The organism is Winslowiella iniecta, assembly GCF_001267535.1.
GTDB lineage: Bacteria > Pseudomonadota > Gammaproteobacteria > Enterobacterales > Enterobacteriaceae > Erwinia > Erwinia iniecta.
Genome location: NZ_JRXE01000002.1, coordinates 116076 through 129028, shown reverse-complemented (window position 1 = coordinate 129028; position 12953 = coordinate 116076). Strand labels below are relative to the sequence as shown.

Sequence of the window (12953 nt, the reverse complement as noted above, 5' to 3'; positions counted from 1 at the left end):
CGCGACCACAGCTCATTCAGCACCCGACCACGCACTTTGCCGCCTTTCACCGCGTACAGCAGCAGCGAACCACCGATAACAATCACCAGGAATGCGAGGATAAACATGCCGCGCGCCGGATCGGAGGCAAAGGAGTGCACCGACACCAGCACACCGGAACGCACCAGGAATGTCCCCAGCAGGCTGAGCGAAAACGCGGTAATCGCCAGCAGTACCGTCCAGGCTTTAAAGGTGCCGCGTTTTTCCGTCACTGCCAGCGAGTGGATCAGTGCAGTACCGGCCAGCCACGGCATAAATGAGGCGTTTTCAACCGGATCCCAGAACCACCAGCCGCCCCAGCCCAGCTCATAGTAGGCCCAGGCAGAACCCAGCACGATACCGATGGTCAGAAACACCCAGGCGGCGGTGGTCCACGGACGCGACCAGCGCGCCCACGCGGTATCCAGACGACCGGCCATTAATGACGCAATCGCAAACGCGAACGCTACCGAGAAACCGACATAACCCATATACAGCAGCGGCGGATGGAAGATCAGTCCGATATCCTGCAACATCGGATTGAGGTCGCTGCCGTCGATGGGAATATCCGGTAATGTGCGGGTAAACGGATTCGACGTCAGGGTGATAAACAGCAGGAAACCGAGGTTAATCATCCCCATCACCGCCAGCACACGGGCGATGGAATCCAGCGGCATACCGCGACTGAACAGCGCGACCAGCAGCGTCCAGCTACTCAGCAACAGCACCCACAGCAGCAGCGAGCCTTCATGCGCGCCCCAGGTGGCGGCAATGCGGTAGTAGACCGGCAGCAGCGTGTTGGAATTGGTCGCCACATAGGCCACGCTGAAATCATTGACGATAAAGGCATGTACCAGTATCGCGAAGGCGGCGGCAATACAGCAAAACAGCCCGTAAGTCAGCGGGCGAGCCAGCGCCATCAGGCGTGCGTCCTGGCGCGCTGCGCCCCACAGCGGGTAAATACTTAACAGCAGCGACAGCGCCAGTGCCAGACAGAGCAGAAAACTGCCAATTTCCGGGATCATGACTGGCCCCCTTGTGCGGGCTGATATGCATCGGCAGGCCGTTTATGGTTCTGCTTCATTGCATCTTCAATTTCCGGTGGGGTGTATTTTTCATCATGTTTGGCCAGCACTTCTTTGGCATTGATCAGATTGCCCGGCTCCAGCACGCCTTGTGCCACCACGCCCTGCCCTTCGCGGAACAGATCCGGCAAAATGCCTTCGTAGCTGACGCTGACCACGCCATTGGCGTCATACAGCTTGAACGAGACGCGCAGCGTCTGCGGATCGCGCTTCACACTGCCCGGCATCACCATGCCGCCAACGCGCAGGCGCTGGCCAGCTTCAGGTTTTTCCTGCGCCGCGCCTTTGCCATTGATAATTTCACCGGGTGTATAAAACAGGTCGATATTCGATCGCAGGGCATACATCACCAGTGCGGTCGCCAGACCCAGGCCAATCAGTATCGCCACGATCAGATACAGGCGATTCTTACGACGGGTATTCACGGTTACTCTCCTGCCGCTTCAGTGACGGCTTTTTTGGTTTTTGCCGCACGGATACGACGTTCGCGCGACTGGCGCTGGCGGATGTCTGCCAGCAACCGACGACGTTGCAGCACGCTGTGAATAAACAGCACCGCCAGCGGAATCACGGTGAAACAGACGGCCAGCCAGACATAAAAGGCATAGCCACCCATGGCGAAGAAGGTTTGCCAGGAAGAGAAAGCCGGCATCATGCTTTGCGCCCTCCCTTCGCGGCGACATCCGTCACCCACGGGCGATGACGTTCGGTCAGCAGCAGCAAATTACGCAGGCGCATCAGCGTCAGAGCAATAAACACCAGCAGATAACCGAGAATCGACCAGCGCAGCGGGGTGCGCATACTCGGTGCAATCGCCTGTTGCAGCGCACCGGACGAGCCCTGATGCAGGGTATTCCACCACTGTACCGAGTAATGAATAATCGGAATATTCACCACCCCGACCAGGATCAGAATCCCGGCGGCGCGCCCGGCCACCCGGCGATCCTCAAACGAGCTGTAGAGCGCAATCACCCCCATATACAGGAACAGCAGTACCAGCTCGGACGTCAGTCGCGCATCCCAGATCCACCAGGTGCCCCACATCGGTTTTCCCCAGGCAGAACCGGTTACCAGCGCAATAAAGGTAAATACCGCGCCGACCGGTGCCATCGCTGCCGCCGCCAGATCGGCAGTTTTAATCTGCCACACCAGCCCGGTAAACGCCGCGATAGCCATTGAGGCGTAAATCCCCATCGACCACATCGCTGCCGGTACGTGAATATAGATAATGCGATAACTGTCACCCTGCTGATAATCCGCCGGTGCGAAGCCGAAGCCCCATATCCAACCGAGCAGCAGGGATGCCAGACCGGCAAGGGTAAACCAGGGCACCAGACGCCCACATAACTGATAAAGCCGCTCCGGCTTCGCCAGCTGATGTAACCACTTCCACATGTTTAATTGCTCACAATAGAATAAAAAATTTTGTCTGTTGCCGAAGCGCTGCGGCAGCGGTTAATGCAGGCTGATGCGCAGGGCGGCCGCAGTGGCAAAGGGGGCCAGCGTGGCACTGCCAATCATCATCGCACCAAGAATTGCCAGATAACCGTCAATCGCTAACCCCTGACCGGCGGCATCAATGGCCGCGCTGGCAAAAATCAGTACCGGAATGGCCAGTGGCAACACCAGCAAACTTAACAGCACACCGCCACGGCGTAATCCGACCGTCAGCGCCACACCAATCGCGCCGAGAAAACTTAACGTCGGGGTACCCAGCAACAGTGTCAGCGCCATGGCACGCCAGCTGGCAAAATCCAGCGACAGCAACAGTGCCGCCAGTGGCGACAGCAGTAACAGTGGCAAACCGGTGATCAGCCAGTGCGCCACGACTTTGCCAAGTACGGTGATTGCCAGCGGGGTCGGCAGCAGCAACAGTTGCTCCAGCGAGCCATCCATAAAGTCGTCGCGAAACAGTCGCTCCAGCGCCAGCAGCGATGAAAGTAACGCCGCGACCCAGACGATGCCAGGCGCAATTCGCGCCAGCAGCTGCGGCTCCGGGCCAACGCCGAGTGGAAACAGGGTAATAACAATCAGGAAGAACCACAGGGGGTTGATGATTTCCGCACCGCTGCGAAAGGCGATTTGCAGCTCACGCTTAATCACGCGCAGCAGCATCACACCACCTCCGCTGCGGTCAGCTGAATTTTGCGTACCGTCTGAACCGCATCCGGCAGATCCTGGTGAGTGGTTAAAATCACCGCCCCGCCCTGCTGCGCATGCTGTGAAAAGAGTGCCATCAGTTTTTCTACGCCTGATTTATCAATCGCCGTCAGTGGCTCATCAAGAATCCATAATCTGGCGCGACTCAGCCATAAACGAGCCAGTGCCACACGCCGCTGCTGCCCGGCCGAAAGTTGAGCCACTGCCAACTCTTCAAAACCCAGCAGGTCAACCGCTTCCAGCGCCGCGAACAGTTGATTTTCATCGCATCCGGGATGGTAAAAGGCGAGGTTTTCCAGCGGGGTTAATACCGCTTTAACTCCCGGATGATGTCCGAGATAAAGTAATTCGCTATGCCACTGGTCGCGATGCTGGCGAATATTCTGCTGACACCAGAACACTTCACCGCTTTCCGCCCGGCTAAGCCCGGCCAGCAGACGCAGCAACGACGTTTTACCGGCACCGTTTGGCCCTTCGATCTGCACGATATCGCCTGCTGAAACCAGAAAACTCAGGTCGCTAAACAGAAATCGTTCATCGCGGATACATGTCAGATTTTTAGCTTCCAGCATGGGGGAGAGAGTCGCACCTAATAATTTGGATCAGAATAGTAACATAAGGGAGCATTACTTAGCAGCCTGATCAGCCTTATTGACCCTGACAAGATGGTGGATATGCCAGCAATAGCACCAATAATTGATGAAAATAAGTACAAAGTTAAAGCTTTGTTACCCTTCTTATCACCTGAAGTTACATTTTATCGCGGTGATAAAAACCCACTACGCTTAGAAAGCATAATGTCAGCAATCAGTGGGGAAGATCATGGCGCAGCAAAATAAAAATCAACCGGATGAGGTGGAAGTTGAGAGTGAAGAGAATGAACAGGGTAAAGACATTGAGGTAGATGAAGAAGAGCTGCCTTCGGCAGCGGCGGCGATTCATGAGCAAATTCGTCAGGACGGCGAAAAAGAGCTGGAGCGCGACAGTATGGCTCTGCTGTGGTCTGCGGTTGCCGCTGGCCTGTCAATGGGTGCCTCACTGATGGCCAAAGGCATTTTTCAGGTACATCTTGGCGATATTCCCGGCGGATTTCTGCTGGAAAATCTCGGTTATACCTTTGGTTTTGTCATAGTGATTATGGCGCGCCAACAACTGTTTACCGAAAATACCGTGACCGCCGTGCTGCCGATCATGCATAAACCCACCGGCAGCAATTTTTTATTACTGTTTCGCCTGTGGGGCATTGTGTTAATTGGCAATATTGTTGGCACCGGGCTGGCCGCGCTGGCGTTTAATCATATGCCTATTTTTGATGATGCCACGCGAGACGCCTTTACCCATATCAGTGAAAAAGTCATGGCCAACCCACCGGCCGAAATGTTCGCCAACGCGGTGGTTTCCGGCTGGATTATCGCCACGATGGTCTGGATGTTCCCTTCTGCCGGTGCAGCTAAAATCGTGGTGATCATTATGATGACGTGGTTAGTGGCACTGGGTGATTTAGCGCATATCGTGGTGGGTTCGGTCGAGGTGCTTTATCTGGTGTTTAACGGCAGCATCAGCTGGCATGAGTTTTTCTGGCCTTTCGCCCTGCCGACGCTGGCAGGCAACATTATTGGCGGAACCTTTATCTTTGCGCTGATCAGCCACGCACAAATTCGTAATGAAATTAGTCAGAAAGCGAAGGCAGAAGCCGCAGCCAAAAAACGCCGGGCAGAGCGCGAAAAGCAGTCGGCAGAAAATAGTCAGTCCTGATTGGCGACAGAATGAGCGATTGGACGGGTAACTGGTTAATCTGCGAGAAAAAACGCGCTATACTGCCCGTCCTCGTCCCCTTAGTTAAATGGATATAACGAGCCCCTCCTAAGGGCTAGTTGTAGGTTCGATTCCTGCAGGGGACGCCATCGCGTCATATCTTAGCCTTACCTTCTTCGCAATCTCTATACAGTTATACAGCCCGCCCGCCAGCCGTTTACCTGCGTGATAATAAACCTTTGCTATTTGCATATAATAAGTCTGATAACGAATAAGCTATTTACCTATAACACCAGCGAAACACGCAAGGCGGTAAAATTGCGACTTCAATCTCAGTGACAATACCATTAGCACAGTATTAATAAGCCGCATTAAATAACAACCCGGATCAAAAGATTGGCATTGTTATTTCTTTAATCGCTTGCTCAATGCTAAAAAAACGTATAGGATGTTTTTAAAACCTATACCAAAGGATAGGTTCACTTACAAAAACGATTTCCCTGGTGTTGGCCAAAGTGGCAACCCCTTACCCACGGTAAGGGGCTTTTTTTTTGCTAAGCACTGGTTAATTTTCGAGCTAATTATTTCTATATTTAAAATTGCATTAGAAATATATTAATTGCTTTGTGATGTCAGGATCAGTGAGGAGTCTAGCGTTAAAAATCAGGCTTTTAAGTGTAATAATTACTCTACTTATTGAGTAGTCTATACCCTGCGTAATCTGTCAATTACATGCTTCAGGATCGACTATAACGCCGCCAATATGAGCCTGCCGTCTCATTCATGCATCGTAACCGAACATCGTATTGCTTGATCAAAAAAACAACAGCAGCTAAAGCAGAGATGTTTTCACTCGCTAAACTGCCACTCTGCTTGTCGCCTTATGATAAACCTAATAATTAATCATTAAATAATAAAGTTATTATTCTTTTTGAATACATTTCCTTTCTGCTGGAGAAAGCTTTCGGGAAGATAGCGATGGTAGTTACGTCGTTCACAAAACTCGATAAAGTCATCAGGATGAGTGACGCCACATTTTTCATACAGTTGGCCGATCTGCTGATCAACCGTAGCGGAAGCAATCTGTAAGGTATTAGCAATGTCCTTATTACTCATTCGTTGCAGTTTCAGAAAGATAAACTCACACTCTTGTTCAGTAAAAAATTCATCAGGTTTATTAAGCAGCAGGGAACTGGGGGCGTTGATTTTAACAAATTTTTTAAGGTTCAAGCGCTCAAGACTTCTCGAATAAGCAACAACCCCTATGCACTGGTCGTCTTCACCGTAGAAAGGGATTTTTCTTACAATATAAGGTTTTTCTACCTGCTGTAGGTGTATCTCCAACATCGTTATAGCCTTTCCGCTTTGCATCACTAAACGATCCTGATTTTGCCACTCATCAACGATTGATGAATTCTCTGTTAACCGTGACTGTATCTCTCCTTCCTGTTTGGAGAGCATATTATCAGGTGAACGTAAACCAGCTAGCTTAGCCACTGCCCGATTTGCATAGATATAACGAGATTCGAGGTCTTTGATCACATAGGGGTCATGAAGCTGATCAAGTGTATTAGTGAGTATTTTAGGTAGGATTAATGATTGTGAAGTGTGTTTTGTTTGCACGAAATTTCCATCATGAGACATAAGAACTCCTTTTAATTTTTTTCAGGCATCTAAGATTCGGAAGCAATGCATATACTCTGCAATGCAATCATGATAGTTATATTTTTTAATCTATCTCACTCTGTTCAACTTTTTCTCAAAAGTTACTTTCTGCTGCAAAATGAATTTCTTAGGAAGATAGCGATTATAATCACGTTGCTCACAAAACTCACTAAAATCGTCAAAGTGGTTTACCCCTACTTTATCGTATAAACGCATCAATCGATTATCTACGGTACGTGGTGAAAGATGCAGTCGGTTGCCAACCTCTTTGCTAGTCATCCCTTGTAATTTAAGGAAAATAATCTCGCACTCTTTTTCCGAAAAAAAGTCATCAGGTTTACTCAATAATAGTGATCCGGGAGTATTACCTTTAGCAAAGTCTTTAAGAGTAAATACTTCAAGGTTTTTTGAGTATGTTATTACGCCAGCACAATTATTATTATCATCGTAGAAAGGAACTTTCCTTACTATATATGGAAATTCTACTGCCTCAGGATGTATTTCAAGCATAGTTAATGGTTTTCTGCCATTAGCAACTATGCGATCCTGATTTTGCCACTCATTAACCACCGTCTCGTTTTCCATCAAACGTGATTGAAACTCATACTCCCGCTTATAAAGCATATCATCTGGTGAGCGTAACCCTGTCAATTTGACTAGTGCTAAATTTGCATAGATATATCGGGAGCTTAAGTCTTTGATAGCGTAAGGCTCAGGCAGTTGATCAAGCGTACGAGTGAGCATTTTAGGCAGAATAAGTTCTTTAGAGGGCGCTAATGAGGGATCATTATTGCTGATTGTCATATTAACTCCTTGTATATATTACTCCATTCGAAGCCCACCATGGCTCCATACCAAACCTGTATCAAAGTATAGGCTTTACACTATCGTATACTTTTCAAACAGGCGCGGCAAGACAGTGATTCGTCCTAAATTTAGCTGTTACCGCACAAGCAACCCCACCGTTAAGCCTTTGTTAACCGGCGCGGCAAAAGGGTTTGATGTGTTTTCAGTGAGATAAACGACGTGCGGATTTGCGGTATCGCTGGCGGCGTAAACATTAACATCAATCTTAAACTTTTCGGCAAGCATCCCTGCCTGCCATTGAGCTACTGGGTATTTGCCCAGCGCGTAACACCAATATTGAACTTATGGGGTTGAGTGATGGCTTTTCTGGCGATCCAGTAAAGTATCACTTTATCATCGTCACTGTCCCGATCCGCCATCGACAACAACTTCAGCGATAGCGTTGACTTATTGACAGGTTGATTTGCATCACTCAGTTCAATCACAGCCTGACCGATTAAACAGCAGACTTCGTCCTCGTTTGATGCGGATTCATATGCTCGGTCTTTCATATAGCCTCCTGTTGTTGGGACTTTAAGCCTGGCAAAATAATCCGTGTCAGGTCGGGATAATCCGCTCTGAGCAACATTTTGAAACCCTAATCAGAATTATCTGTCTGTTTCAGACACATTAATAAACCCGGAAGTTAATTAATTATTCCATCACTATTTGTTCCGTATTTAACGGCTTATCTTCTCATTAACATCACAGGAGGCCGTTATGCACTCAACAATTGCGTTTATAAATCAGCTTCTGCGCATCTGGCGCAGTGAACCGCAACCCCAAAAACTGCGGCGCTTTTTCTGGCTGACGCCCGAGCAGCGGATAGTCATCATTAAAGAGCTGCTGTATCCACTGGATGATAAGCCGTCGCAATAAGCTGTCGCAGTCAGGCTGAGTAACAGCGTCTTGCGTTACTCAGCGGTTGATTTGCAACTGGAAAAGTTATCAGGGTGATGCACGGTTACGAAAATTGTTTACATATAATCTGCGCACAGATAACGTATTTAACGCTGCTCTTACCCGTCTTTAAGGGCATAAAACCCGCAATCAATGCCGTTTATGCTGTTTTCAATGCATTTCATTCCGCACCTGCGTCAGTTCATGCCAGATTTACCCGTTCCCCCGCTGCTGCACCTTACTATTACTGCAATATCAGCATTCCCCACCGGGAGAACACTTATGAGTACGCAGACAGCAGTGAATCCACATAATCGTACGCGCTGGCTAACCCTGTTTGGCACCATCATTACTCAGTTCGCGCTGGGTTCGGTGTATACCTGGAGCCTGTTTAACAGTCAGCTTTCCCAAAAACTCGATGCACCGATCAGTCAGGTCGCCTTCTCTTTCGGTCTGCTAAGCCTCGGCCTGGCGCTGGCCTCTTCAGTTGCCGGTAAATTGCAGGAACGTTTTGGCGTGCGCAATGTCACTATCGGTGCAGGTCTGCTGATGGCGGTCGGCTTCTTCCTCACCGCCCATGCCAACAACCTGTTTATGCTGTATCTCAGCGCGGGCGTGCTGGTCGGTCTGGCTGATGGTGCCGGTTATCTGATAACCCTTTCCAACTGTGTGAAATGGTTCCCGGAGCGTAAAGGCCTGATCTCAGCCTGCGCAATCGGTGCCTACGGTTTAGGCAGTCTGGGTTTCAAATTTATCTGTAGCTATCTGCTTAGCGTCAACAGTCTGGAAACCACCTTTATTATCTGGGGCGGTATGGCAATGGTGATGGTTATCGCCGGGGCATTGCTGATGAAGGATGCGCCAAAACAGCAGCCGAATACCAGCCGTAGCGGCGAGAATGTGCGTGATTTCTCACTGGCTGAATCGATGCGCTTGCCGCAATACTGGCTGCTGGCATTAATGTTCCTGACCGCCTGTATGAGTGGCCTGTATGTTATCGGCGTGGCAAAAGATATCGGTGAAGGTCTGGTGCATCTCAGCACGCAAACCGCCGCCAATGCGGTGACGATTATCGCAATCGCTAACCTCAGCGGTCGTCTGATTCTTGGCGTGCTGTCCGATAAGGTGGCGCGTATCCGGGTAATTACGCTGGCCCAGGTGGTCTCGCTGGTCGGTATGAGCATCCTGCTGTTCACCAGCATGAATGAAACCACCTTCTTTATTTCGATTGCCTGTGTCGCCTTTAGCTTCGGCGGCACCATTACCGTTTATCCGTCGCTGGTCAGTGACTTCTTTGGCCTGAATAACCTGACGAAAAACTACGGCGTGATTTATCTGGGGTTTGGTATCGGCAGCGTGATGGGTTCACTGATTGCTTCGCTGTTCGGCGGCTTTACCGTCACCTTTAGCCTGATTATGACGCTGCTGGTGATTTCATTGATTATCTCCACCACCATTCGCCTGCCGCATCAGCCGGCGAAAGTAAAAACCGCTTATCAACAAAGCAAAGCCTGATATCCCGGGCCGGATACTCTCCGGCCCGGGCTTTTAGCGCTGATGATAGCGAAACAGCGGTTCCACCACGCCAGCCACATTAACGCGTACCGCGAACACATTACCGGAAAGCGGATAGCGTTTTAGCTCTTCCTCAGTGCGATTCTCGCGGGAACTGGTGATATACAGCGTTTTCAAATCCGGCCCGCCAAATGCCACCATGGTTGGCCAGCGTACCGGTAACGCAATTTCATCCACAATCTCACCGCTTTCAGGATGGATTCGCACCACGCGGCCACCATCAAACATTGCTGACCAGTAATAGCCCTCACTGTCGACTGCCGCGCCATCTGGCAAACCGCCCTGATCCGCATCAAAGCGTTTAAACAGCGTACGGGCACCCACTTCACCGCTGGTCGGGTCAACAGGATAGCGCCAGAGCACCGCATTTGGTGTATCAGTGTGATACATCCAGCGGCGATCCGGCGAGAAAGCCAGTCCGTTGGAGATTTTTACATCGTCATTAACCACCGTTAGCCTGAGCTGTGAATCCAGGCAGCATAACTTGCCACCGTTGCGATCCTGCGGCTCCCACAGGCTGCCACACCAGAAGCGACCAAAGGGATCGACCCGGCCATCGTTAAAGCGGCTTTTACTGGCTTCACCAGGATTGTCTGCAATTTTTTGTTCGATTTTTCCCTGCTCATCAAGGAACCAGACGCCGCTACGCAGCGCGGCAACAATGCCGCCACCGGCACGCAGGCCGATGCAGCCCACTTCCTCACTGAGCGGAAAAGTGTGATATTCACCACTCTGCGGGTGAAAGCGATGAATCGCCGGTGCCAGAATATCAACGAACCACAACACCTGATGTTCCGGCGACCACAACGGGCACTCCCCCAGTTCAGCTTCCAGCGGCAGCACACATTCAACCTGATAAGCCATATTTCCCTCTTAATGTCCTGAGTCCACACTGATAACACTCATTGTAGCTGGATTTCAGATGAGAATGATTATCTTATTGAAGTTGATTTTCGGAGTATTCCCGATATAATAGCGATCCATTCAGTTATTTCTTATTTCCTTATTCCCGGCTTTCTGCCACGCACTTTTCCCTGAAATATTTTTAAATATCTTCTTAAATAACTCTACAAAGCCGGCATTATTCCTCCACTTTTGTTGCGTAAAGTTGTAGTCATTGAAAAGAGGAAGGATAAAAACCGTGAAAACAATAATTAAAGCGGTCTCAGTTGTCGCGCTGATGACTATGCTAAGTGGTTGTATTGTCGCACCAGGGCATCATGATCGTGGCTGGCATGGCGGCGGAGGCGGCTGGCACGGCGGTGGACATGGTCACGGACACCATCACCGCGGCAGATAATGCAAATATTCAGTAAAATATGAGAATCACAGCATTCTCATATTCGTGGGCAAAGCCTGCACACAGCAATATAAGAAAATAAAGCAATAAACTTGGGCGGGAATTTTCCCGCCCTTTCTATTTCTGCGGGAAAAGAAAATGGAAGCATGATGTAGCGGCGGCGTTATCGCCGCCTGCCGCAATAAAGTAAGTGATTCGGGTGAACGCCGGCAGCCAACAGCGCTGCGGCTTCAATTACAAAGAGGATTAGCCTTTAATACTGTAATTACACTGATACCAAACCTTCTTTAATCCAGGAACATTGCTCTTTTGCTCCGGTAAAGGCTCTGCGATATCAAAACCTTTGTCGCTACAATAGTTCGCCAGTTCACTGAGCATCGCATCACGATTAACTGTTTGTGGATTAAAACGATATTGCACCGTATTTGATAACGGATCTTCATCCACTTTCTCAAAAGCACCTGGTTTGCTGGAAGTACAGCCAGCTAATAAAAGCAGCGCTATTGCGCTGATAAGTTTGATTTTCATCACTTTTCCTCATTTTGATGCGGCATGATAGCAATCCGGCAGAAAGCAACAATCGGACAGATGCTCAATTGTCAGAACAATTGGAAATTTTTACCGATTGAATCGATTCAATTAACCGAATGGCGCTATCAACGCACTAATGACATTATGCAATCAGACAGCGAAAGCCAGTCTGTGCCACACCAGGTTTTTGACTACAATGACAATGATTTGACCTTTAAGCCCGCGGCGAGCGGGCTTTTTTTTTATCTGTTATCCGGCTTCAGCGCTGAGCATCATACGTAAAACGTTGGCGGATTGTTTGCCAGGAAGTGCCAGCACGGCGCTGTAAAGATCGATGGTCATATCGCACATCTTTTCAGGTTCAACGCGGCTGTCGGTGGGAGAATTGAGTAATTGCAGATCGCTGCCCCATTTGTCATACAGCTTACGCACGATGCTTTGCAGACTCTGGCGCGCCTGCGCGATATCAACAGGTTTCTCCGGCCCCTCACTGCCACGTAACAGCGCATCCATCTGTTGGCGATCCTGCTGCAATAAGGCCTGCGGTAACACTTCTTCGCTATTTACGCCGCCACGGATTTGCGGGAATAAAAATTTAAAACACAGCTCTCCGCTCTGTTGCCGCAGATTTTGCATCTGGCTGACCGACAGCCGCATATAGCTGATAATGCTGTCGTCGTCTGCGCGGCCTGTGCGCTGATTAAGCAATTCCGCCACCATCGGACGCAACTGACCCAGCGCTTTCGTCGGCTCGGTACCCGCACGCACCGCCGCAACGAATTGATCATTGATCTGTTTATATAACGCCGGCTGTTGCTGCCTGATGGTGCGGTACGGCGGCGTGGCGGCCAGCAGATCCTGTGCGTCAGCTATTTTCGCCGCCTGCAATTGTTGCTGTTTCTGTTGCGGGTAAATCCAGCCGAACCAGAAGCCATTGCCTGCCGCCAGCGGAATAATCACCAGCAAAAACGCGCTCAGGCGACCGATTTTACCTTTTTTAACCAGCAGTAACGCCAGCAGTAACAGCACCAGCAGGGCGATGGCCGAAGGGATTAACGTTGGATTATGCAAATCAGTTTTCCCGAATCAGACTGAGACTTCAGGCGGCACCTGACGTA

At 49.9% G+C, this 12953-nt stretch carries 17 protein-coding genes and 1 tRNA gene; 6 read left to right on the top strand and 12 right to left on the bottom strand.

The window, feature by feature from the left end:
* The 6 genes from NG42_RS23220 to ccmA form a co-directional block, all read right to left on the bottom strand.
* On the bottom strand, positions 1 to 1043 hold a 1043-nt coding region (locus NG42_RS23220), incomplete at its 3' end, for a heme lyase CcmF/NrfE family subunit (RefSeq protein ID WP_052897396.1).
* Positions 1040 to 1528, bottom strand: a complete 489-nt coding sequence (gene ccmE, locus NG42_RS01775; RefSeq protein ID WP_052897149.1) for a cytochrome c maturation protein CcmE — start codon at positions 1526 to 1528, stop codon at positions 1040 to 1042. The genes NG42_RS23220 and ccmE, both read right to left, overlap by 4 nt.
* Before the next feature lie 2 nt (positions 1529 to 1530).
* Positions 1531 to 1758: a heme exporter protein CcmD gene (gene ccmD, locus NG42_RS01770; RefSeq protein WP_052897147.1), complete on the bottom strand. Its 228-nt coding sequence runs from the start codon at positions 1756 to 1758 to the stop codon at positions 1531 to 1533.
* Positions 1755 to 2498 carry a heme ABC transporter permease gene (locus NG42_RS01765; RefSeq protein WP_052897145.1) on the bottom strand — a complete coding sequence of 248 codons (744 nt, stop codon included), beginning with the start codon at positions 2496 to 2498 and terminating at the stop codon, positions 1755 to 1757. Before NG42_RS01765 ends, ccmD begins: the two co-directional genes overlap by 4 nt.
* 60 nt (positions 2499 to 2558) lie before the next feature.
* Entirely contained in the window at positions 2559 to 3218 is a 660-nt protein-coding gene (gene ccmB, locus NG42_RS01760; RefSeq protein WP_052897143.1) for a heme exporter protein CcmB, read from the bottom strand.
* Complete coding sequence (ccmA, locus tag NG42_RS01755; RefSeq protein ID WP_052897141.1) at positions 3218 to 3835, bottom strand: cytochrome c biogenesis heme-transporting ATPase CcmA; 618 nt, start codon at positions 3833 to 3835, stop codon at positions 3218 to 3220. Before ccmA ends, ccmB begins: the two co-directional genes overlap by 1 nt.
* A gap of 102 nt (positions 3836 to 3937) precedes the next feature.
* Here ccmA and NG42_RS22560 point away from each other — a divergent pair, with 102 nt between their 5' ends.
* From NG42_RS22560 to NG42_RS01745, 3 genes are all read left to right on the top strand, one after another.
* Positions 3938 to 4102 (top strand): hypothetical protein, encoded by a 165-nt coding sequence (locus NG42_RS22560; RefSeq protein WP_156322220.1) that lies wholly within the window; start codon positions 3938 to 3940, stop codon positions 4100 to 4102.
* A complete protein-coding gene (locus NG42_RS01750) occupies positions 4086 to 5018 on the top strand; it encodes a formate/nitrite transporter family protein (protein WP_052897139.1) in 933 nt (310 codons plus the stop codon). Before NG42_RS22560 ends, NG42_RS01750 begins: the two co-directional genes overlap by 17 nt.
* Before the next feature lie 74 nt (positions 5019 to 5092).
* Positions 5093 to 5167 (top strand) — tRNA-Arg (locus tag NG42_RS01745).
* A 757-nt stretch (positions 5168 to 5924) separates the two neighbouring features.
* Here NG42_RS01745 and NG42_RS01740 read toward each other — a convergent pair.
* From NG42_RS01740 to NG42_RS01730, 3 genes are all read right to left on the bottom strand, one after another.
* On the bottom strand, positions 5925 to 6662 hold the full coding sequence (locus NG42_RS01740) for a PAS domain-containing protein (protein WP_052897138.1): 738 nt from the start codon (positions 6660 to 6662) through the stop codon (positions 5925 to 5927).
* A 90-nt stretch (positions 6663 to 6752) separates the two neighbouring features.
* On the bottom strand, positions 6753 to 7487 hold the full coding sequence (locus NG42_RS01735; RefSeq protein WP_052897136.1) for a helix-turn-helix transcriptional regulator: 735 nt from the start codon (positions 7485 to 7487) through the stop codon (positions 6753 to 6755).
* Positions 7488 to 7792: 305 nt separating this feature from the next.
* Complete coding sequence (locus NG42_RS01730; RefSeq protein ID WP_052897134.1) at positions 7793 to 8041, bottom strand: hypothetical protein; 249 nt, start codon at positions 8039 to 8041, stop codon at positions 7793 to 7795.
* A gap of 208 nt (positions 8042 to 8249) precedes the next feature.
* On the opposite strand from NG42_RS01730, the gene NG42_RS22555 reads away from it, so the two are divergent.
* A complete protein-coding gene (locus NG42_RS22555; protein ID WP_156322221.1) occupies positions 8250 to 8408 on the top strand; it encodes a hypothetical protein in 159 nt (52 codons plus the stop codon).
* A gap of 303 nt (positions 8409 to 8711) precedes the next feature.
* The gene (locus NG42_RS01725) at positions 8712 to 9944 is read left to right on the top strand and encodes an L-lactate MFS transporter (RefSeq protein WP_052897132.1); all 1233 of its coding nucleotides are present in this window, start codon (positions 8712 to 8714) and stop codon (positions 9942 to 9944) included.
* A gap of 33 nt (positions 9945 to 9977) precedes the next feature.
* Here the strand turns inward: NG42_RS01725 and NG42_RS01720 are convergent, their stop codons facing one another.
* Positions 9978 to 10868 (bottom strand): SMP-30/gluconolactonase/LRE family protein, encoded by an 891-nt coding sequence (locus NG42_RS01720; protein WP_052897130.1) that lies wholly within the window; start codon positions 10866 to 10868, stop codon positions 9978 to 9980.
* A gap of 277 nt (positions 10869 to 11145) precedes the next feature.
* Between NG42_RS01720 and NG42_RS22980 the strand changes: the two genes are divergently transcribed.
* Positions 11146 to 11304 carry a hypothetical protein gene (locus NG42_RS22980; RefSeq protein ID WP_173581508.1) on the top strand — a complete coding sequence of 53 codons (159 nt, stop codon included), beginning with the start codon at positions 11146 to 11148 and terminating at the stop codon, positions 11302 to 11304.
* Positions 11305 to 11550: 246 nt separating this feature from the next.
* Here the strand turns inward: NG42_RS22980 and NG42_RS01715 are convergent, their stop codons facing one another.
* Positions 11551 to 11832 (bottom strand): hypothetical protein, encoded by a 282-nt coding sequence (locus NG42_RS01715; RefSeq protein ID WP_052897128.1) that lies wholly within the window; start codon positions 11830 to 11832, stop codon positions 11551 to 11553.
* Between the two features lie 252 nt (positions 11833 to 12084).
* A complete protein-coding gene (locus tag NG42_RS01705; protein WP_052897124.1) occupies positions 12085 to 12906 on the bottom strand; it encodes a hypothetical protein in 822 nt (273 codons plus the stop codon).
* Between the last annotated feature and the right edge of the window lie 47 nt (positions 12907 to 12953).